This is a genomic window from Saccharopolyspora sp. NPDC002578 (assembly GCF_053592695.1).
This window is the reverse complement of the sequence record NZ_JBSFWJ010000011.1, coordinates 93,666-113,316: the sequence shown is the minus strand read 5'-3', so window position 1 is coordinate 113,316 and position 19,651 is coordinate 93,666. Positions and strand designations below refer to the sequence as shown.

The 19,651-nt window shown below is 70.9% G+C and carries 14 protein-coding genes; 8 read left to right on the top strand and 6 right to left on the bottom strand.

Annotation, left to right across the window (positions count from 1 at the left end; all coding sequences use genetic code 11):
* The first annotated feature begins 83 nt into the window (after nucleotides 1-83).
* The 4 genes from ACWD38_RS08410 to ACWD38_RS08395 all read left to right on the top strand — a co-directional run bounded on the left by ACWD38_RS08410 (nucleotide 84) and on the right by ACWD38_RS08395 (nucleotide 5,848).
* Entirely contained in the window at nucleotides 84-320 is a 237-nt protein-coding gene (locus ACWD38_RS08410) for a hypothetical protein (protein WP_184479136.1), read from the top strand.
* Between the two features lie 50 nt (nucleotides 321-370).
* Nucleotides 371-787, top strand: coding sequence for a CBS domain-containing protein (locus tag ACWD38_RS08405; protein WP_184479137.1), 417 nt, complete (start codon nucleotides 371-373; stop codon nucleotides 785-787).
* Nucleotides 788-1,302: 515 nt separating this feature from the next.
* Nucleotides 1,303-1,959, top strand: coding sequence for a response regulator (locus tag ACWD38_RS08400; protein ID WP_450123682.1), 657 nt, complete (start codon nucleotides 1,303-1,305; stop codon nucleotides 1,957-1,959).
* A 4-nt stretch (nucleotides 1,960-1,963) separates the two neighbouring features.
* Nucleotides 1,964-5,848, top strand: coding sequence for a HAMP domain-containing protein (locus ACWD38_RS08395; protein WP_450123681.1), 3,885 nt, complete (start codon nucleotides 1,964-1,966; stop codon nucleotides 5,846-5,848).
* Nucleotides 5,849-6,063: 215 nt separating this feature from the next.
* Here the strand turns inward: ACWD38_RS08395 and ACWD38_RS08390 are convergent, their stop codons facing one another.
* On the bottom strand, nucleotides 6,064-6,210 hold the full coding sequence (locus tag ACWD38_RS08390; RefSeq protein WP_184479140.1) for a hypothetical protein: 147 nt from the start codon (nucleotides 6,208-6,210) through the stop codon (nucleotides 6,064-6,066).
* A 241-nt stretch (nucleotides 6,211-6,451) separates the two neighbouring features.
* Between ACWD38_RS08390 and ACWD38_RS08385 the strand changes: the two genes are divergently transcribed.
* Nucleotides 6,452-6,631 (top strand): hypothetical protein, encoded by a 180-nt coding sequence (locus ACWD38_RS08385; RefSeq protein ID WP_184479141.1) that lies wholly within the window; start codon nucleotides 6,452-6,454, stop codon nucleotides 6,629-6,631.
* An 8-nt stretch (nucleotides 6,632-6,639) separates the two neighbouring features.
* Here ACWD38_RS08385 and ACWD38_RS08380 read toward each other — a convergent pair whose 3' ends face one another.
* From ACWD38_RS08380 to ACWD38_RS08360, 5 genes are all read right to left on the bottom strand, one after another.
* The gene (locus tag ACWD38_RS08380; protein ID WP_184479142.1) at nucleotides 6,640-7,152 is read right to left on the bottom strand and encodes a hypothetical protein; all 513 of its coding nucleotides are present in this window, start codon (nucleotides 7,150-7,152) and stop codon (nucleotides 6,640-6,642) included.
* Entirely contained in the window at nucleotides 7,152-8,666 is a 1,515-nt protein-coding gene (locus ACWD38_RS08375) for an Nramp family divalent metal transporter (protein WP_450123680.1), read from the bottom strand. The genes ACWD38_RS08380 and ACWD38_RS08375 overlap by 1 nt, the downstream gene beginning before the upstream one ends.
* A gap of 19 nt (nucleotides 8,667-8,685) precedes the next feature.
* Nucleotides 8,686-10,818: an acetate--CoA ligase family protein gene (locus tag ACWD38_RS08370; RefSeq protein WP_450123679.1), complete on the bottom strand. Its 2,133-nt coding sequence runs from the start codon at nucleotides 10,816-10,818 to the stop codon at nucleotides 8,686-8,688.
* Nucleotides 10,818-12,047, bottom strand: coding sequence for a formyl-CoA transferase (gene frc / locus ACWD38_RS08365; protein ID WP_450123678.1), 1,230 nt, complete (start codon nucleotides 12,045-12,047; stop codon nucleotides 10,818-10,820). Before frc ends, ACWD38_RS08370 begins: the two co-directional genes overlap by 1 nt.
* Before the next feature lie 149 nt (nucleotides 12,048-12,196).
* Nucleotides 12,197-13,888: a thiamine pyrophosphate-binding protein gene (locus ACWD38_RS08360; protein ID WP_184479145.1), complete on the bottom strand. Its 1,692-nt coding sequence runs from the start codon at nucleotides 13,886-13,888 to the stop codon at nucleotides 12,197-12,199.
* A 420-nt stretch (nucleotides 13,889-14,308) separates the two neighbouring features.
* Between ACWD38_RS08360 and ACWD38_RS08355 the strand changes: the two genes are divergently transcribed.
* The 3 genes from ACWD38_RS08355 to meaB all read left to right on the top strand — a co-directional run bounded on the left by ACWD38_RS08355 (nucleotide 14,309) and on the right by meaB (nucleotide 19,619).
* On the top strand, nucleotides 14,309-16,201 hold the full coding sequence (locus ACWD38_RS08355; protein WP_450123677.1) for a methylmalonyl-CoA mutase family protein: 1,893 nt from the start codon (nucleotides 14,309-14,311) through the stop codon (nucleotides 16,199-16,201).
* Nucleotides 16,201-18,408, top strand: coding sequence for a methylmalonyl-CoA mutase (scpA, locus tag ACWD38_RS08350; protein WP_450123676.1), 2,208 nt, complete (start codon nucleotides 16,201-16,203; stop codon nucleotides 18,406-18,408). Before ACWD38_RS08355 ends, scpA begins: the two co-directional genes overlap by 1 nt.
* A 224-nt stretch (nucleotides 18,409-18,632) precedes the next feature.
* Nucleotides 18,633-19,619 (top strand): methylmalonyl Co-A mutase-associated GTPase MeaB, encoded by a 987-nt coding sequence (gene meaB / locus ACWD38_RS08345; RefSeq protein WP_184481071.1) that lies wholly within the window; start codon nucleotides 18,633-18,635, stop codon nucleotides 19,617-19,619.
* Nucleotides 19,620-19,651 lie beyond the last annotated feature (32 nt).

Sequence of the window (19,651 nt, the reverse complement as noted above, 5' to 3'; positions counted from 1 at the left end):
CCAGCGCACCACTGCTGCGCCGCTACCGCACACGCATCGTCGTTGGCCTGCGGCTGCGCGCGGAAGTGACTACAACGGAGAGCATGGCCGACACCGATACCTCCGAACTGGTTCCCGGGCAGAGCGTGGCGCGGGACAACGGCGAGCGGATGGGCCGCTCCCGCGCGGGGCACCTGGTCTTCCTGCGACGCAGGGTGGCCGAGCCCGGCTTCGTCGTCGCCATCGACGCCCCGCCGGGCGCCGAGGGGTCCGACGGGGTGCTCACCGCGGTCTGGGCGCACGCGAACGAGGCGTTCGACCGCCTGATGCGGGAATCCTGAGCCGCGCGGCGAGGTGGGCCGCGTTCGGTCCGAGCCGGAAGGAGAAGCTCATGATGGCGCGCGAGATCATGCACGCGGGAGCCCGCTGCGTGGGTGAGGACGAGAGCCTGCAGGTGGCCGCCAGGATGATGCGCGACCTGGGAGTGGGGTCGCTGCCCATCTGCGGCCGGGACGACCGGTTGCGCGGCATGCTGACCGATCGGGACATCGTGCTGCACTGCTGCGCGGAGGGACGGGACCCGGCGTCGGTGACCGCGGGCGAGCTCGCGGCCGGCACCCCGCACTGGGTCTCCGCCGACGCCGAGACGACCGAAGTGCTCATGATGATGGAGACCCACCAGATCCGGCGAGTGCCGGTGATCGACCACCACCGGCTCGTCGGCATCATCAGCGAGGCCGACCTCGCCAGGAACATCACCGACGACCAGCTCGCGCACTTCGTCGAGAGCGTCTACGCCCTGCGGTGAGGGACCGCGGTCCGGACCACCGGCACTGCTTGAACCAGGACGGCGTGGATCGGGATCGTCGAGCACGGCCAGGCCGCTCGACGTGCCGGGACGCGGTGAGCGCGCCGCTGGCCGCACCCGACTGCCTGCGCGCCGGACGGGCGTAGGCGGAGGGCTCTGAACTGCGGTGATGCGTTCCGTGACCTGACCGCAACCTCAGCGGAACACGTGGGAGGTGCACTGACGTGCACGAACCTTCTCCGTGGAGGCGGTGCAGCGATGATGTTCTGTGCGAGTTGCCGCGAACCGATCCCGTCCTCTAGCCCGTCCGACGACTTCTGCCGAGAGCAGTGCCAGCTGTCCTGGTACTCGGGCCGGCTCGCTCCAGGCGCCGGCGGCACCGCCGTGGCGCCGACGCCAGGGTTCCCCTTGCGAGATCGTCGCCACTCGGCGCCAGGTGCGTAACGAGCCTTCCCGTTTATGCTGGTCAATGCCCTGGTGTCCGCAGTGATCCACGAGGGGAGGCGGCGAGCGAGATGGCGATACGTGTGTTCGTGGTCGACGACCACGAAGTGATCCGGCGGGGCGTGGCGGCCCTGGTGAAATCCGATTCGGAACTCGAACTGATCGGTGAGGCGGCATCAGCGGCCGAAGCGCTGGCACTGGTGCCGCAGCACCGGCCGGACGTGGCCGTGCTCGACGTGCGGCTGCCCGACGGCAACGGCGTCGAGCTGTGCCGGGAGCTGCGCTCGCAGCAGCCGGAACTGCGGTGCCTGATGCTCACCTCGTTCGACGATCACGAGGCGCTGCTGGACGCGATCCTGGCCGGTGCCGCGGGTTTCGTGCTCAAGGGCGTGGTCAGCGAGGAGCTGCTCAGCGCGCTGCGGACCGTCGGGTCCGGGCGGTCGCTGCTGAGCCCGAAGAAGACCGAGGCGATGCTGTCCTGGCTGCGCCGGGAGCAGGAGCGCGCGGACCCGCTGCGGGAGCTGACCTCGCGGGAACGGGAAGTGCTGGAGCTCATCGGCGAGGGCCTGACCAACCGCGAGATCTCCCAGCGGATGTACCTCGCCGAGAAGACGATCAAGAACTACGTCTCGCAGATGCTGGCGAAGCTCGCGATGCGCCACCGCAGCGAGGCGGCGGTGCTCGCGACCGAACTGCGGCTCGACCGCGGCACCCGGGGCAAGGACTGACGCGGTGACCGCTGATCCTGGGCGCGAACGGCTGCTCGCCGGGTTACGGGACCTGCGGGACGGCAACTTCCGGCGCAGGCTCGCCGTGGCGGGCCCCGACGCGGAACTCGCCGCGGCGTTCAACGAACTCGCCGACCGCGAGCAGCACCTGATCACCGAGCTGCGGCGGGTCACCGCGGCGGCCGTGCGCGGCGAGTGGCCGCAGTCGCCCGTGAGCTTCGGCGGCACCGGGGGCTGGCAAGGCGCCGAACAGGCCGTCACCGAACTCCTGGAGGCGCTGCTGCGCCCGGCGGGCGAGCTCAGCCGGGTGCTGGGCGCGGTCGCGGCTGGTGACCTGACGCAGCGGATGCCGCGCCGCGCCGACGACCGGCTGCCCGGCGGCTTCGGCGACGTGGCCTCGACGGTCAACGACCTGCTCGACCAGCTGTCGCTGTTCGCCTCCGAGGTGAGCCGGGTCGCCGGGGAGATCGGCACCGAGGGCAGGCTGGGCGGGCAGGCGCAGGTGCCTGGCCTGGTGGGCACCTGGTGGGAGCTGGCCGACGCGGTGAACCGGATGGCCGCGAACCTCACCGGTCAGGTCCGCGACATCTCCCAGGCCGCGAAGGCGGTGGCGCGCGGCGACCTGAGCAGGCGCATCACCGTCGAGGTCTCCGGGGAGCTGGTGGAGCTCAAGGACACCTTCAACTCGATGCTGGACCAGCTCTCGGAATTCGCCGACGAGGTGACCAGGGTGTCCCGCGAGGTCGGCAGCGAAGGCAGGCTGGGCGGGCAGGCGCAGGTGCCGGGGGTGGCGGGCACCTGGCGCGGCCTGACGGACTCGGTGAACCTGATGGCCGATAACCTCACCGCGCAGGTCCGCAACATCTCCCAGGTGGCCACGGCGGTGGCGCGCGGCGACCTGACCCAGAAGATCGACGTGGACGCGCGCGGCGAGGTCCTGGAGCTGAAGAACACGCTCAACACCATGGTCGACCAGCTCTCCGCGTTCGCCGACGAGGTGACCAGGGTGTCCCGCGAGGTCGGCACCGAGGGCAAGCTCGGCGGGCAGGCGCGGGTGTCCGGCGTCGGCGGCACCTGGAAGGACCTCACCGACAACGTCAACATCATGGCCGACAACCTCACCACCCAGGTGCGCAACATCGCCGCGGTGGCCGCGGCCGTGGCGGGCGGCGACCTGTCGAAGAAGATCACCGTGGAGACCAAGGGGGAGGTCGCCGCGCTGGCCGCGACGATCAACGGGATGGTCGAGACGCTGGGCGCGTTCGCCGAGCAGGTCACGCTGGTCGCCCGCGAGGTCGGCACCGAGGGCATCCTCGGCGGGCAGGCGCGGGTGCCGGGCGTGGCGGGGACGTGGAAGGACCTGACCGACAACGTGAACCTGATGGCGCGCAACCTGACCAACCAGGTGCGCAACATCGCCCAGGTGACGACGGCGGTGGCGCAGGGCGACCTGTCCAAGAAGATCGACGTGGACGCCCAGGGCGAGATCCTGGAGCTCAAGACGACCATCAACACGATGGTCGACCAGCTCTCCGCCTTCGCGGGCGAGGTGACCAGGGTGTCCCGAGAGGTCGGCACCGAGGGCAAGCTCGGCGGCCAGGCCGAGGTCGCCGACGTCTCCGGGACGTGGCGGCGCCTGACCGAGAGCGTGAACCGGCTCGCGGGCAACCTCACCACGCAGGTCCGGGCGATCGCGGGCGTGGCCAACGCGGTGACCAGCGGGGACTTGACCAGGCAGATCACCGTCGAGGCCAGCGGCGAGGTCGCCGAGCTCAAGGACGACATCAACGCGATGATCTCGAACCTCGCGGAGACGACCCGCACCAACGAGGAGCAGGACTGGCTCAAGACGCACCTGACGCGCCTGTCCGGGCTGATGCAGGGCCGCGGCGAGCTGCGCGCGCTCGCCGCGCTGATCATGACGGAGCTGGTGCCGCTGGTCTCCGCGCAGTACGGGGCGTTCTACCTGGCGCAGGGCGACGACGACGGCCCGGTGCTGACCCGCACCGCCACCTACGGCCTGCCGCGCACCGACACCCCGGAGCGGTTCGAGCTGGGTGAGTCGCTGGTGGGCCAGGCCGCCGCCGATCGCACCACGATCCTGGTGCGGGAGACGCCGCCGCAGTACCTGCGGATCAGTTCCGGGCTGGGCACCGCGGCCCCGGTCGGCGTGGTGGTGGTGCCGGTGCTGTTCGAGGACCAGGTGCTGGCCGTGCTGGAACTCGCCTCGGTGCACGAGTTCAGCGCGCTGCACCTGGATCTGCTGCAACGGTTGCAGGAGACGATCGGCGTGGAGGTGAACACGATCGTCTCCAACTCCCGGACGGAGGCGCTGCTGGCCGAGTCCCAGCACTTGGCGCGGGAGTTGCGGGCGCGGTCCGAACAGCTGGAGCACCAGCAGAACGAGTTGCAGCGCTCCAACTCGGAGCTCGCGGAGAAGGCCGAGCAGCTGGCCGCGCGCAACCGGGACATCGAGATCAAGAACAGCGAGATCGAGCAGGCCCGCCAGCAGCTGGAGGAGCGGGCGAGCGAGCTGTCGCTGGCGTCGGCCTACAAGTCGGAGTTCCTGGCCAACATGTCCCACGAGCTGCGGACGCCGCTGAACAGCTCGTTGCTGCTGGCGAAGCTGCTGGCCGACAACGTCGACGGCAACCTCACCGATCAGCAGGTGGACCTCGCCAACACCATCCACGCCGCGGGCAGCGACCTGCTGGCGCTGATCAACGACGTGCTCGATCTGTCCAAAGTGGAGGCTGGGCACATGACTGTGCTGCCGGAGGACGTCGATCCGGCGGAGCTGGCCCGGCACCTGGAGTCGCAGTACCGGCCGCTGGCCGCGGACAAGGGGCTCGATTTCGAGGCGGCGGTGGCGGATTCGGCGCCGGCGCGGCTGTTCACCGACCAGAGCAGGGTGGAGCAGATCCTGCGCAACCTGCTGTCGAACGCGGTGAAGTTCACCGAGCACGGGTCGGTGCGGTTGCGCATCGAGCGCGGCGACCCGGCGGCGACGGCCGATCCGGCGTTGCGGGCGCAGCCGGAGCTGGTGGCGTTCTCGGTGCAGGACACCGGGATCGGGGTGCCCGCGGGGAAGCTCAACCGCATCTTCGAGGCGTTCCAGCAGGGCGACGGCACGATCGTGCGCGAGTTCGGCGGCACCGGGCTCGGCCTGTCCATCAGCCGCGAGCTGACCGCGCTGCTCGGCGGCGAGCTCACGGTGCAAAGCGAACCGGGCCAGGGCAGCACGTTCACGCTGCACCTGCCCGCGGAGTTCCCTGAGCGGGACGAGCAACCGGAGGCGGTCGCCGAGGTGGAGTCACCGCCGGAACCGGCGTCGCCACCCCCGCCGATCAGCGCGGAGGTCAAGTTCGACGTCGCCGCCGAGGGGATCGACCCGCCGATGCCGGAGTGGGAGTCCTCGATGGACACCGGTCCGCTCGTCGCCCCCGAGAACGGGTCCGCAGCGGAGAACGGTGCGGCGGGATTCCTGCGCTTCGGCGGGCAGAAGGTGCTCGTGGTCGACGACGATCCGCGCAGCGTCTACGCGCTGACCGCGCTGCTGGAGCAGCACGGATTGCGCGTGGTGTACGTGGACAACGGCATCGCCGGGTTGAGCGCGCTGCAGGAGCACGACGACGTGTCCGTGGTGCTGATGGACGTGATGATGCCGGAGCTGGACGGGAACTCCACGATCCGCACCATCCGGCGCATCCCGCGCCACCGGGACCTGCCGATCATCGCGGTGACGGCGAAGGCGATGCACGGCGACCGCGAGCGCAGCCTCGCGTCCGGAGCCACCGAATGCGTGACCAAGCCCGTCGACCCCGAACGCCTGCTGCGACTGATCGCCGAGCAACTCGGCGTCGACGCAGGCCCGGCCGCGGGGCCTTGACAGGACGACCCGCGTAGCTGGTCGCTCAGCGGAACCTCAGCGGCTTCCTCGCTGCGGGATCGATTTCTGATGTATGTCCGATACACGGCGACATCGCCGTCCTCGCGAGGAAGCCGCCGAGAACCCGCCGGTGGTCGTCTTGCTCGGGCTGGTCGCTGCTCAGCGGCTTCGCCGCTGACAGGACAACGAGCAAAAGATCATTCCGAAAGGATGTCTCAGTCGAGATCAGGGCCGGGGGTGGTGGGGAGTTCGTCTAGCTGTTCGCGCAGTCGCTGCGACCAGCGCAGGTCGCGGGCGAAGGTGGCGTCGTAGTGGTCGACGCCGTGCGGCTGCTGCGGTTGGGGCGGTCCGGGTGGTGCCATGGGGAATCCTGAGATCGGGGATTCCGGCCCCGCTCGGGGGACTGACGAGGCCGGAATCCCCTAGCTTACGAGGCGCGCGCCCGCTGGTCGCCACCGGTGTCGGCGGACTCACAGCTCCCGCGTGGTTCTAGTGCCGTTCTGGGCCGATGGTGTGAGCTCGCGCATGCCGGTTCGGCGGCTTCCCCGATCTCCGGGATAGTGCAGACTGTATGCAGTGTTGCGGAACGGGAGGTGAGCACTCATGGGAGGACTGCGGAAGCTGGCGCGAGCGGTCGCGCGGATGCCGCGCGGTTACGCCGCGGACGGCCGCATGCTGGGGTTGGTGACGGCCGCGGCCGTCGAATCGGCCGCGCGGCAGGACGAATCGGTCGAGCAGGAGCAGAGCACTCCGCTGCCACGGCAGCGGCAGCGGGTGGACTGACGGGCCGCTCAGCGCCCGTCGGCGCGGCGGGTGTGCGCCCGGGGCCGACCGGCTTGGCGGACGTAGTGGGCGGCGAGCGCGTCGGCGAGCGCGTTGCGCGCGGCCAGCCGCAGGAACCAGTGCGGGGCGAGGCGTTCGTGCAACCAGACGAAGCCGATCGCGAAACCGGTGCCGATCAGCGCCTGGTACGCCAGGAAGCCCGCGAGCGGCTCGCGCAGGCCGGGCGAGCCGCTCAGCACCCACCACGTGATCGTCTCGTGCAGCAACCGGGCCAGCGGGAACGCCACCAGCCAATACGCGGCGGCCGGCGCGAACATCCCCGGCCGCAGCAGCCCGGCGGCCAGCAGCAGCCCGTGGCCGCCGCCGGACAACGCCAGCGGCAGCACCAGGGCGAGCGTCGTCACGGCCGTCCACCACGGCGGTTGCTGCGCGAGGGAGGCCAGCGGCCCGGCGAACGCGCCCGCCACCGCACCGATCACCGCGCCGGGGACCGCGATCGGAGCGCTCTCCCGGAACGGCATCAGCTCACCACCACGCCGAACCGGAACAGGCTGTAGAACAGCATGCCGAGGTAGAACACGGCGCCGAAGCCGATGATCGCGTTGCTCCACCACTTCGGCCGGATCGGCCTCGGCAGCAGCCGGTTGTTCACCAGCAGCAGCACCACGCAGTACGCGCCCATCGCGAACGTGGACAGGAACGCCAGCACGTCCAGGATCGCGCCAGGACCGTCGGCGGGGCCGAACAGCAGGACGAGGATCCCGAAGATGATCACGCCCCACAGGAATCCCGCGTACAGGTGCGAGAGCCGCAGCCGCCGCGCCCCCGGGACGAAGTGGTAGGTCATGTCGGCCTGCCCGCGGGAGAACGAGTCGAACAGCCCGAGCGTGGCGTTCAGCCCGATCAGCGCGATGAAGCCGAGGAACACGGTGCCCATCCAGGAACCGCCCGCCGCGGAGAACGCGTCCGCCATCGCGCTGATCGCGGCCTCCCGCTCGCCGGACTCGATGAGCCCGCGCACCCCCGGGTTCTGCCGGGCCGCGGATTGGGCGAGCACGGTGAACGAGATCGTGACGAGCATCGTCACGCCCCAGAACAGCAGCAGCGCGTCGAAGGTGACCCAGCGCCGCCAGCCCCGCCACTTGTCCAGCTCGGCCGGGTCGGCGGTGTCGAACATGAAGCCGCGCGAGGGCATCGTCTCCTCGTCGGCGGCGTGCCGGAGCCCGCGGATGCGGGGGATGTGCGCGCCCATGCCGGCCCCCTTGTCCCGCAGGTGCAGCGTGTACCACATCTGCTGCATCCCGGACGGCCCGGCGAACGCGATGGAGCCGACCACGATGGGGAACCAGGTCGGCGACATCGCCTCGGCCGGGAAGTAGCCGAAGTGCAGCATCCCCGCCAGTGTGCTGCCGAGGTCCGCCAGGTTGCCCGCCATCGCGGCGACCACGCTGGTCCCCACCACGAGCAGGCCGATCAGCACGCTGAGCACGTTCTCCAGCAGCGGGTAGATCACCTTCGCGAGGCTGAACACCACGCCCACGAGCACCAGCCCGACGCAGGCCGACAGCACCCAGGGCACCCCGGTGATCTCCTCCAGCGCCGCGGCTCCCGCGGAGAGGTGCCCCGGCCAGATGTAGACGGCGATCGCGGTGACGAAGAAGAACCACATCAGCGGCTTCGCGATCCGGGCCGCTCCGCTGAAGATGCTCTCGCCGGTGGCCATCGCCCAGCGCGCCATCTCCAGCATCACCACGGCCTGCAAGGTGACGCCGATGAGGAACAGCCAGCGGATCTCCGGGCCGAACACCAGCACCAGCCGCGGCCACATGTAGGACTCGCCCATGCCCACGCCCAGCGCCACCAGGAACACGGTCGGGCCGAGCAGGTGGATCGAGGGCGGTGCGTCGGGCAGCGGCCGGATGGGCATCGACTCCAGGCGCCCGGCCCGCCACACCCGCGCGCCGGTGCGCGTCGGCTGCCTGCTTAATTCGGGCTCCGGTTCCGCACTGCCTGCGGACGGTTTGTCGGCTTCCACGGCACTGACCTCCTCGTCGTCAGTCCAGCAATCCCGCGGCGCGGGCCCACTGGTACTTGGCGCCCAGCACGGCCACCGGTTTCTCGGTGGTGTAGGGGTAAGCGACGACCCCGCGGTCGTAGAGGTGGTCGCTCGCCTGCTCGACCTCGACGTCGCCCGCCAGCGAGGCCACGACCGGTTTGCTGATGCCCTCGGCGCGGGCTTCGGCGACGACGCGGGCGGTGAGCTCGGCGAAGACCATCGGTGGCGTGACGATCGTGTGCCAGTACCCGAGGATCAGCGCGTGCACGCGCGGATCCCGCAGGCCCAGCCGGATGGTCTCCTCGTAGGTGCGGGGCGGTTCACCGCCGGTGATGTCGATGGGATTGCCCGCCGCGCCGAACGGCGGGATGTGGCGGCGGAACGCCTCGTCCAGATCGGGAGGGACGTCCATCAGCCGCAACCCGTTCGCCACGCAGGCGTCGGACAGCAGCACCCCGGAACCGCCCGCACCGGTGATGATCACGACGTTCTCGCCCTGCGGGGTGGGCAGCACCGGCAGCCCGCGGGCGTACTCCAGCATGTCGTTGAGGCCGGGGGCGCGCACCACACCCGCTTGGCGCAGCACGTCGTCGTAGACCTTGTCGTCGCCCGCGAGCGCGCCGGTGTGCGAACTCGCCGCCCGCGCGCCGAGTTCGGTGCGCCCGGCCTTGAGCACCACCACCGGTTTCGTGCGCGTGATCCGCCGGGCCGCGTCGACGAACGCCCGCCCGTCCTTGAGGTCTTCGAGGTGCATCGCGACGCACTTGGTGTGCTCGTCCTGCTCGAAGAACGCCAGCAGGTCATCTTCGTCCACATCGGACTTGTTGCCGAGCCCGACGATCGCCGACACCCCGGTCCGGGTGGTGCGGCTGAACCCGAGGATGGCCATCCCGATGCCGCCGCTCTGCGAGGTCAGCGCCACCCCGCCGCGCACGTCGTAGGGCGTGCAGAACGTCGCGCACAGGTCGTGCGGCGTGTAGTAGTAGCCGTAGATGTTCGGCCCCAGCAACCGGATTCCGTGCTTCTCGGCGATGGCCACGACCTCGTCCTGCAGTGCGGTCTCGCCGGTTTCGGCGAACCCGGACGGGATGAGCACGGCCGCCGCGACGCCCTTCGCGCCGCACTCCTCCAACGCGGCGGGCACGAACTTCGCGGGTACCGCGAACACCGCTACGTCCACTTCGCCCGGCACGTCGCCGATGCTGCGGTACGCCCGGTGGCCGAGCACGGTGTCCGCCTTCGGGTTGACCGGCAGGATGCGCCCGCCGTAGCCGCCGTCGGCGAGGTTGCGCAGCACCGAGTTGCCGATCTTGCCGTCCTCGTTGGACGCGCCGATCACGGCGACCGAGGCGGGCCGCATCAGCTTGTTCATCGCCCGCAGGATCTCCTCGCGCGAACGCCGCCGGGGCCGCCGCGCACCGTCCGGGTCGAGCAGCACCCGCACGTCGGCGGCGATCGCGCCGGAGGGCGCGGCGAACACCGGGTTGAGGTCGAACTCGGAGATCTCGGGGAAGTCGGTGACCAGCTCGGACAGCCGGTGCAGCACGCCTGCCAGCCCCGCCGCGTCGACGGGTTCGGCCCCGCGGGCTCCGCGCAGCACCGCGGCGGCCTTGATGTCGCCGAGCATGCCGCGGGCCTCCGACGCGTTGATCGGGGCCATCCGGAAGGTGACGTCTTCGAGCACCTCGACCAGCACGCCGCCGAGGCCGAACGCGACGACCTTGCCGAACGTGGGATCGGTCGTGGCGCCGATGATGACCTCGTGCCCGCCGGTGATCATCTGCTGCACCTGCACTCCGGTGAGCGTCGCGTTCGCGTCGTACCGGCGGGCGCGGTCGAGGATCGTCTCGTAGCCCGCGCGCACGTTCTGGGCGCCTTCGATCCCGGTGAGCACGCAGCCGGCCTCGGTCTTGTGCAGGATCTCCGGCGAGACGATCTTCAGCGCGACCGGTCCGCCGATGTCGGCGGCCAGCAGCACCGCCTGCTCCGCGCTGCGCGCGAGCCCTTCGGCGGCGGCGGGGATTCCGCAGGCGTCGCAGAGGGTTCGGCCCTCCGGAGCGGTCAACGCCGAGCGCCCTTCGGCGAGCACCGCGTCGAGCACCCGGCGCACCGCTTGCTTGTCGTGGCCCATCAGATCACTCCGTTCGCCTTGAGCTCGGCCAGTTCGGCGGCGCCCACGCCCAGCCGATCCCGGTAGATCTGCTCGTTGTGCTCGCCCAGCAGCGGGGATCGGGTGACGTGGGCGGGGGAGTCGGACAGCTTGATGGGGCAGCCGACGGTCCGGTACGGACCGCGCTGCGGGTGCTCGACGGTGACGATCATGCCGTTGTCGGCGAGCGAGGCGTCCTCGATCAGCTCGCGGGTGGACAGGATCGGACCGCACGGCACGCCCTGCTCGGTCAGCCGCGCGAGCACGTCCCACTTGCCGTGGCGCAGCGTCCACTCCTCGATGAGCCGGAACATCTTGTCCAGCTTGGACAACCGCGCTTCCGGCGTGGCCCAGTCCGGATCGTCGATCAGCTCCGGGCGGCCGATCAACCGGGCGATCGGTGCCCAGCCGACGGGTTGCACGATCACGTACACGTAGTCGTTGGCCCCACCCGGACTGCACCGCAGCGCGGACCCGGGCTGGCCGCCGCCGGAGGCGTTGCCGGAGCGTGGCACCTCGGCGCCGAACTCGTCGTTCGGGTACTCCCGCAGCGCCCCGTGCGCGAGCCGTTGCTGGTCGCGCAGCTTCACCCGGCACAGGTTGAGCACGGCGTGCTGCATCGCCACCGACACCCGCTGCCCGCGCCCGGTGCGCTCACGTTGCAGCAGCGCCGCGAGGATGCCCGCGACCGTGTGGATGCCGGTACCGGAGTCACCGATCTGCGCGCCCGTCGCGGTGGGCGGGCCGTCCTCGAACCCGGTGGTGGCCATCGACCCGCCCATCGCCTGCGCCACCACCTCGTAGGCCTTGTAGTGGGTGTAGGGCCCGTCGCCGAAACCCTTGATGGAGGCGTAGATCAACGCCGGGTTCAGCGAGCGCAGCCGGTCCCAGTCGAAGCCCATCCGGTCGACCGTGCCCGGCCCGAAGTTCTCCACCAGCACGTCGGCGTCCCGGACGAGCTCGGTGAACAGCTCCTTGCCGCGGGTGCTCTTCATGTTCAGCGTGATGCTCTGCTTGTTGCCGTTGAGCATCGTGAAGTAGAGGCTGTCGGCGTCCGGCACGTCCCGCAGCTGGGTGCGGGTGATGTCGCCGGCCGGGGCCTCCAGCTTGAGGACTTCCGCGCCCAGCCACGCGAGGATCTGGGTCGCCGACGGTCCGGACTGGACATGCGTCATGTCCAGCACCCGGACGCCTTGCAGTGCGGTGCTCATGATCGTCACTCCTTCGCTCCCGAGAAGGGCGATTCGAAGCCGTCCCGCGATGGCGGGGAATGCCGGGCGGTGACGGGAGATCCCGGTCGCCGCGCGCTCCGGCGGTCGCCGCGGCGAGCGGGTCGTCCCGGCTCACCGCGACCGGAGGGTCACTTGTACATCGTCTGGTTCATGGTTCCCGGCGCGTACACGTCCGGGTCGATCCACACGTTGATCAGCGAGGGCTTCCCGGATTCCCGGGCGCGCAGCAGGGCCGGTCCGATCTCGGCGGGATCGCGCACTTCCTCGCCGTGGCCGCCGAGCATCCGGGCGAACTCGCTGTAGGGCACGTCGCCGAGGGTGTTGCCCACCCGGTCGCGGTCCGCGCCGTACTTCTGCGCCTGGCCGTAGCGGATCTGGTTCATCGACGAGTTGTTCCCGACGATGCCCACGAACGGCAGATCGAAGCGCACCATCGTCTCGAAGTCCCAGCCGGTGAGGCTGAACGCGCCGTCGCCGAACAGGCACACCACCTCCTGGTCCGGGCGGGCGTGCTTGGCGGCCATCGCGAACGGGACGCCGACGCCGAGCGTGCCCAACGGCCCCGGATCCATCCAGTGCCCGGGTGCTTTGGGCTGCACGACCTGGCCGGAGAACGTGACCACGTCACCGCCGTCGCCGATGTAGATCGAGTCCTCGGTGAGGAACTCGTTGATCTCGTGCACCAGCCGGTACGGGTCGATGGGGGAGGCGTCGGACAGCTGCCGGGGCAGGCGCTTGTCGTAGGCGGCCTGCTCGACCTCGCGCAGTTCCCGCAACCACTCCTTGCGGGTCGCCGAGCCGTTCGCCGGGCGCCCGGACGCGGCCTGGGCCGTGGCCCGCAGCACCGCGTCGGCGTCGCCGACGATGCCCAGGTCGACGTCCCGGTTGCGGCCCACCGTGCGGTAGTCCAGGTCGATCTGCACCACGGTGGCCTGCGGGGAGAGCCTGCGCCCGTAGCCCATCCGGAAGTCGAACGGGGTGCCGACGATGACGATCAGGTCGGCGTGGGCGAACGCGTGCCGGCGCGCCAGCTGGAAGTGCAGCGGGTCCTGCGGGGCGAGCGTGCCGCGCCCCGCGCCGTTCATGAACGCGGGCACGTCCAGCGCGCGCACCAGCTCGACCGCCGAGTCCGTGGCCCGGCACGTCCACACCTGGTTGCCCAGCAGGATGCACGGTTTCTCCGCGTGCACCAGCAGGTCCGCGAGCCGCTCGATCGCCTCCGGGTCGCCTGCCGAACGCGTGGAGGCCCGGTAGCTCGCGGGCACCCTCGCCCGGTCCACGGGCACCTTCGCGTCGAGCACGTCGCGCGGGATCTCCAGGAACGACGGCCCGGGAGCGCCGTGGTGGCACTCGCGGAACGCCATCGAGACCAGGTCCGCGACCCGCTCGGTGTGCGGCACGGTGGCGGCGAACTTGGTGATCGGCGACATCATGTCCACGTGCGGTAAGTCCTGCAACGACCCCATCTTGTGCTGCGCGAGCGCGCCCTGACCGCCGATCAGCAGCAGCGGGCTCTCCGCGCGGAACGCGTTCGCCACGCCGGTGACCGCGTCGGTGGTGCCGGGACCGGCGGTGACCACGGCGCAGCCGGGCCGGCCGGTGATGCGGGCGTAGCCGTCGGCGGCGTGCGCGGCGACCTGCTCGTGGCGCACGTCGATGACCGAGATGCCCTCGTCGACGCAGCCGTCGTAGATGTCGATGATGTGCCCGCCGCACAAGGTGAAGATCGTGTCGACCCCCTCGGCGCGCAGCGCCTTCGCGACCAGGTGGCCGCCGGAGATCAGTTCGGTGTCGTCAGCGGAAGGACCGGAATTCGCCATTCGGTGCTCATCTCCTCACCGCGCGCCCGGCACTGCTCGCCGATCGGCGCACCCTCGGTGGAGCTCCATACTGCATACCGTATGAGCTAGGCGTACTCCTCGGCCCGCGAGCTGTCCAGAGCCCGATCCGCAATACGCACTGATGGCGGCCCAACTCCCACCATCAAGTAAAAACTCCATTGAGGATTGTTCGTTTTTGCCTTGTGGTGTGGTCGGGTGGCGGAACCTCAGTGGCTTCCTCGCTGCGGGATCTTTTTCCCTCGTGGCGGAGCCACTCGGGAAAAAGATCCCGCAGCGAGAGGCTCACTGAGGTTCCGCTACCCGGACACCCAAGCCACACGAGCCGCCGAATCCAGTTGGGACGTGAGTCACAAGGAACCCGTCGTTTCGGGGGTGGGCGGGGTCCTACCATCGGTTCCCATGGCGCCCTCCGACAGGCTCTCGACGACGAGCAGCCCCCGGCCCAGCCTCAGCCTGGGCGGCGAATTCCCCGAGCCCACGCACCGGCAGTGGCTCGATCAGGTGGAGAAGGTCCTGCGCAGGACCGGCCGCATCGCGGAAGGTGATGCTGCCCCCGACGATCCGTCGGAGCTGCTCGCGACGCGGACCTACGACGGGGTCGCGGTGCGCCCGCTGTACTCCGCCGAGGACCGCGCCGGCGCGGACGCGTCCGGTTCGGGGCTGCCGGGCTTCGCCCCGTTCGTGCGGGGCAGCCGGCCGCAGGGCTCGGTCGCGGAGGGCTGGGACGTGCGCCAGTCGCACGGGAACCCGGATGCGTCGGTGTCGAACCGGGAGGTCTTGGCCGATCTCCACGGCGGTGTCACGTCGCTGGTGCTGCGGCTCGGCGAGGGCGGGATCGCGGTGGACGCGCTGCCGGACGTGCTCAACGGCGTGCACTTGGACATGATCGGCGTGGTGCTGGACGCGGGTGAGCAGGCCGCGAGCGCCGCCGACGCCTTCCTGGAGGTCGCCGCCGAGCAGGGCGTGGCGCCGAGCGCGCTGCGCGGCAACCTCGGTGCCGATCCGCTGGGCGTGCAGGCGCGCACGGGACGTGAGGTCGGCCCGGAGCAGGCGGTGGAGCTGGCGAAGCGCTGCGCCGCCGAGCACCCGGGTCTGCGGGCGGTCGTGGTGGACGCGCTGCCGTTCCACGACGCGGGCGGTTCGGACGGCGAGGAGCTCGGTGCTTCGCTGGCCGCGGGCGTCACCTACCTGCGCTGGCTGACCGAGGCGGGGTTGGACGTGGACACCGCGTGCGGCCTGCTGGAGTTCCGCTACGCGGCGACCGCCGATCAGTTCTCGACGATCGCGAAGCTGCGCGCCGCGCGGCGCGCGTGGGCTCAGGTGGCGCGCCGGTGCGGTGCGTCGGAATCGGCGCGGGCGCAGCAGCAGCACGCGGTGACGTCCTCGGCGATGCTGACGCGGCGCGACCCGTGGGTGAACATGCTGCGCGCGACGATCGCGACGTTCGCCGCCGGTGTGGGCGGGGCGCAGGCGGTGACGGTGCAGCCGTTCGACGCGGCCATCGGTTCGCCGGACGAGTTCTCCCGCCGGGTCGCGCGCAACACGCAGGCGCTGCTGCTCGACGAGTCGCACTTGGCGCAGGTCATCGACCCGGCCGGGGGTTCCTGGTACGTGGAGGAGCTGACCGACGAGCTGGCGAACGCGGCGTGGGCGTGGTTCCAGGAGATCGAGCGCGCGGGCGGGCTGCCGGAGGCGTTGCGCTCCGGGCTGGTCGCCGACCGGCTCGCGTCGACTTGGCAGAAGCGCAAGGCGGCGGTCGCCGATCGCTCCGACCCGATCACGGGAGTGAGCGAGTTCCCGAACCTCGCCGAGCAGCCGTTGCGGCGCGAACCCGCGCCGGAGCCGCCGTCGGGCGGCTTGCCGAGGGTGCGCTACGCGGAGGAGTTCGAGGCGCTGCGCGACGCCGCCGACGCCCGCCCGGAGCGCCCGGAGGTCTTCCTCGCCACGCTGGGCCCGCTGGCCACCTACACGGCGCGGGCGTCGTTCGCCCGCAACCTGTTCGCCGCCGGTGGCCTGGAGGCGAGCGAGGCCGGGCCGACGGAGTCCACCGCGGACGTCCTCGCCGCCTACGCCGAGCACCCCACTCCGGTGGTGTGCCTGTGCTCGACGGACGGGGTCTACGCCGAGCGCGCCGCCGAGACGGCGAGCGCGCTCAAGGAGGCGGGCGCGGAAAGCGTGCTGCTGGCCGGAAAACCCGGCCATGGGCTGAACAATGTGGACGGTCACGTGTTCGCCGGGTGCGACGCGATCCAGGTTCTGCGCGCGGCGCACCGCACGTTGGGAGTCGAGTGATGAGCAGCATCCCGAACTTCGCCGACGTTCCGCTGGAGCGGGACGCGGCCGAGGGCGACCCGAACTGGGATTCGGCGGTCTTCTCGGCCACCGGCAAGGAAGCCGACGCCCTGGTGTGGGAAGCACCCGAGGGCATCGGGGTGAAGCCGCTCTACACCGCGGCCGACACCGAGGACTTGGACTTCCTGGGCACCAAGCCGGGCATCGCGCCGTTCCTGCGCGGCCCGTACCCGACGATGTACGTCAACCAGCCGTGGACGGTGCGCCAGTACGCGGGTTTCTCCACGGCCGCCGCGTCGAACGCGTTCTACCGCCGCAACCTCGCCGCCGGGCAGAAGGGCCTGTCGGTGGCGTTCGACCTGGCCACCCACCGCGGCTACGACTCCGACCACCCGCGGGTGTCCGGTGACGTGGGCATGGCCGGGGTGGCGATCGACTCGATCTACGACATGCGCCAGCTGTTCGACGGCATCCCGCTGGACAAGATGAGCGTGTCGATGACCATGAACGGCGCCGTGCTGCCGGTGATGGCGCTCTACATCGTCGCCGCCGAAGAGCAGGGCGTGGCGCCGGAGAAGCTCGCGGGGACCATTCAGAACGACATCCTCAAGGAGTTCATGGTCCGCAACACCTACATCTACCCGCCGCAGCCGTCGATGCGGATCATCTCGGACATCTTCGCCTACACGTCGCAGAAGATGCCGAAGTTCAACTCGATCTCCATCTCCGGCTACCACATCCAGGAGGCCGGGGCGACGGCCGATCTGGAGCTGGCCTACACCCTCGCCGACGGCGTGGAGTACTTGCGCGCGGGCAAGCAGGCCGGGTTGGACATCGACGCGTTCGCGCCCCGGTTGTCGTTCTTCTGGGGCATCGGGATGAACTTCGCGATGGAGGTCGCGAAGCTGCGCGCCGCCCGGTTGCTGTGGGCGAAGCTGGTGAAGGAGTTCGGTCCGCGGAACTCGAAATCGCTGTCGCTGCGCACCCACTCGCAGACCTCCGGCTGGTCGCTGACCGCGCAGGACGTCTACAACAACGTGGCCCGCACCTGCGTGGAGGCGATGGCCGCGACCCAGGGGCACACGCAGTCGCTGCACACCAACGCGCTCGACGAGGCGCTGGCGCTGCCCACGGACTTCTCCGCGCGCATCGCCCGCAACACGCAACTGGTGCTGCAGCAGGAATCGGGCACCACGCGCGTCATCGACCCGTGGGGCGGCAGCCACTACGTCGAGCGGCTCACCCAGGACCTCGCGGAACGCGCGTGGGCGCACATCACCGAGGTCGAGGACGCGGGCGGCATGGCGCAGGCCATCGACGCGGGCATCCCGAAGCTGCGCGTGGAGGAGGCCGCCGCGCGCACCCAGGCGCGCATCGACTCCGGGCGCCAGCCGCTGATCGGCATCAACAAGTACCGCTTCGACGGCGACGAGCAGATCGAGGTCCTCAAGGTCGACAACGCCGAGGTCCGCGCCGAGCAGCTGGAGAAGCTGCGGCGGCTGCGGGAGGAGCGCGACGAGGCGGCCTGCCAGGACGCGCTGCGCCGCCTCACCGGTGCCGCCGAGGCGTCGATGTCCGACGAGCGCCCGAACGACCTCGACCACAACCTGCTCACGCTGGCCGTGGACGCGGCGCGGGCGAAGGCGACGGTCGGCGAGATCTCCGACGCGATGGAGAAGGTCTTCGGCCGCCACGCGGGTCAGATCCGTACGATCTCCGGTGTGTACCGGGAGGAATCGGGGCCGTCGGAGTCCTTGGAGCGGGCCCGCGAGGTCGTGGAGCGCTTCGCCGAGGACGAGGGCCGCCGCCCCCGGATCCTGGTCGCGAAGATGGGCCAGGACGGCCACGACCGGGGCCAGAAGGTGATCGCCACGGCGTTCGCCGACCTCGGTTTCGACGTGGACGTGGGCCCGCTGTTCCAGACGCCCGCCGAGGTGGCGCGCCAGGCCGCCGAGTCCGACGTGCACATCGTCGGGGTGTCCTCGCTGGCCGCCGGGCACCTCACCTTGGTGCCCGCGCTGCGCGACGAGCTCGCCGCGGTGGGCCGCGAGGACATCATGGTGGTCGTCGGCGGCGTCATCCCGCCCGCGGACTTCGACGCGCTGCGCGACGCGGGCGCGAGCGCGATCTTCCCGCCCGGCACGGTGATCGCCGAGGCGGCGCTCGGCCTGCTCGACGAGCTCCGGACCCGGCTCGAACTCGACTGAGGAGTCCTTTTCCGAATGAGCTGCGCAGTGGGTCAGGTGGCGGAACCTCAGTTGCTTCCTCGCTGCGGGATCGATTTCCCGAGTGGCTCCGCCACGAGGGAAATCGCTGTCCTCGCGAGGAAGCAACTGAGAACCCGCCGGTGGCCGCCCTACGCACGTGGTCGCCGCTCAGCGGCTCCGCCGCTGACAGGACAAGCACCCGGCTCACCCCGCAAGGACTCCTGATGCCGCGCGAGATCGACGTCGAGGACTACGCCAAGGGCGTACTGGAGGGTTCCCGCACGAAGCTGGCGCAGGCGATCACGCTGGTCGAGTCGACCAAGCCGGCGCACCGGGCGAAGGCGCAGGAGCTGCTGATCGAGCTGCTCCCGCACAGCGGCGGGGCGCACCGGGTGGGCATCACCGGTGTGCCCGGCGTCGGCAAGTCCACGTTCATCGAGTCGCTGGGCACCTCGCTGACCGCCGCCGGGCACCGGGTGGCGGTGCTGGCGGTGGACCCGTCCTCGACCCGCACCGGCGGCAGCATCCTCGGTGACAAGACGCGGATGGCGACGCTGTCGGCGGATCCGGCCGCGTTCGTGCGCCCGTCCCCGTCGGCGGGCACGCTCGGCGGCGTCGCGCGGGCCACCCGCGAGACGATCGTGCTGATGGAGGCCGCCGGGTTCGACGTGGTGCTGGTGGAGACCGTCGGCGTCGGCCAGTCCGAGGTGACGGTGGCCGGCATGGTCGACTGCTTCCTGCTGCTGACGCTGGCGCGCACCGGGGATCAGCTGCAGGGCATCAAGAAGGGCGTGCTGGAGCTCGCCGACCTGGTCGCGGTCAACAAGGCCGACGGTCCACATGAGACGGACGCGCGCAAGGCGGCCCGCGAGCTGCGCGGGGCGCTGCGGTTGCTCACCCCGGTCAGCGCCTCGTGGACTCCGCCCGTTGTGACGTGCAGCGGGCTCACCGGCGCCGGGCTGGACTCGTTGTGGGAGCAGATCGAGCAGCACCGCGCCACGCTCACCGACACCGGCGAACTCGCCGACAAGCGCAGCCGCCAGCAGGTCGAGTGGACGTGGGCGCTGGTGCGCGACCAGCTGATGGCGGAGCTCGTCGCCCACCCCGAGGTGCGCGGCATCGTCGACGACGTCGAATCCCACGTCCGCGCGGGCGAACTCACCGCGTCCCTGGCGGCGGAGAGGCTGCTGCGCGCCTTCCGCGAGCGGTGACCGCGCGCTGGATCCGCGCGGGCGTCCGAGGA

Bases quoted from the DNA above. Each gene is read 5' to 3' on its own strand.
- ACWD38_RS08355 (WP_450123677.1), top strand. From the start codon at position 14,309: ATGGCGCCCTCCGACAGGCTCTCGACGACGAGCAGCCCCCGGCCCAGC.
- ACWD38_RS08380 (WP_184479142.1), bottom strand. From the start codon at position 7,152: ATGCCGTTCCGGGAGAGCGCTCCGATCGCGGTCCCCGGCGCGGTGATC.
- frc (WP_450123678.1), bottom strand. From the start codon at position 12,047: ATGAGCACCGCACTGCAAGGCGTCCGGGTGCTGGACATGACGCATGTC.
- ACWD38_RS08405 (WP_184479137.1), top strand. From the start codon at position 371: ATGATGGCGCGCGAGATCATGCACGCGGGAGCCCGCTGCGTGGGTGAG.
- ACWD38_RS08410 (WP_184479136.1), top strand. From the start codon at position 84: ATGGCCGACACCGATACCTCCGAACTGGTTCCCGGGCAGAGCGTGGCG.
- ACWD38_RS08385 (WP_184479141.1), top strand. From the start codon at position 6,452: ATGGGAGGACTGCGGAAGCTGGCGCGAGCGGTCGCGCGGATGCCGCGC.
- ACWD38_RS08400 (WP_450123682.1), top strand. From the start codon at position 1,303: ATGGCGATACGTGTGTTCGTGGTCGACGACCACGAAGTGATCCGGCGG.
- meaB (WP_184481071.1), top strand. From the start codon at position 18,633: ATGCCGCGCGAGATCGACGTCGAGGACTACGCCAAGGGCGTACTGGAG.
- scpA (WP_450123676.1), top strand. From the start codon at position 16,201: ATGAGCAGCATCCCGAACTTCGCCGACGTTCCGCTGGAGCGGGACGCG.
- ACWD38_RS08390 (WP_184479140.1), bottom strand. From the start codon at position 6,210: ATGGCACCACCCGGACCGCCCCAACCGCAGCAGCCGCACGGCGTCGAC.
- ACWD38_RS08360 (WP_184479145.1), bottom strand. From the start codon at position 13,888: ATGGCGAATTCCGGTCCTTCCGCTGACGACACCGAACTGATCTCCGGC.
- ACWD38_RS08370 (WP_450123679.1), bottom strand. From the start codon at position 10,818: ATGGGCCACGACAAGCAAGCGGTGCGCCGGGTGCTCGACGCGGTGCTC.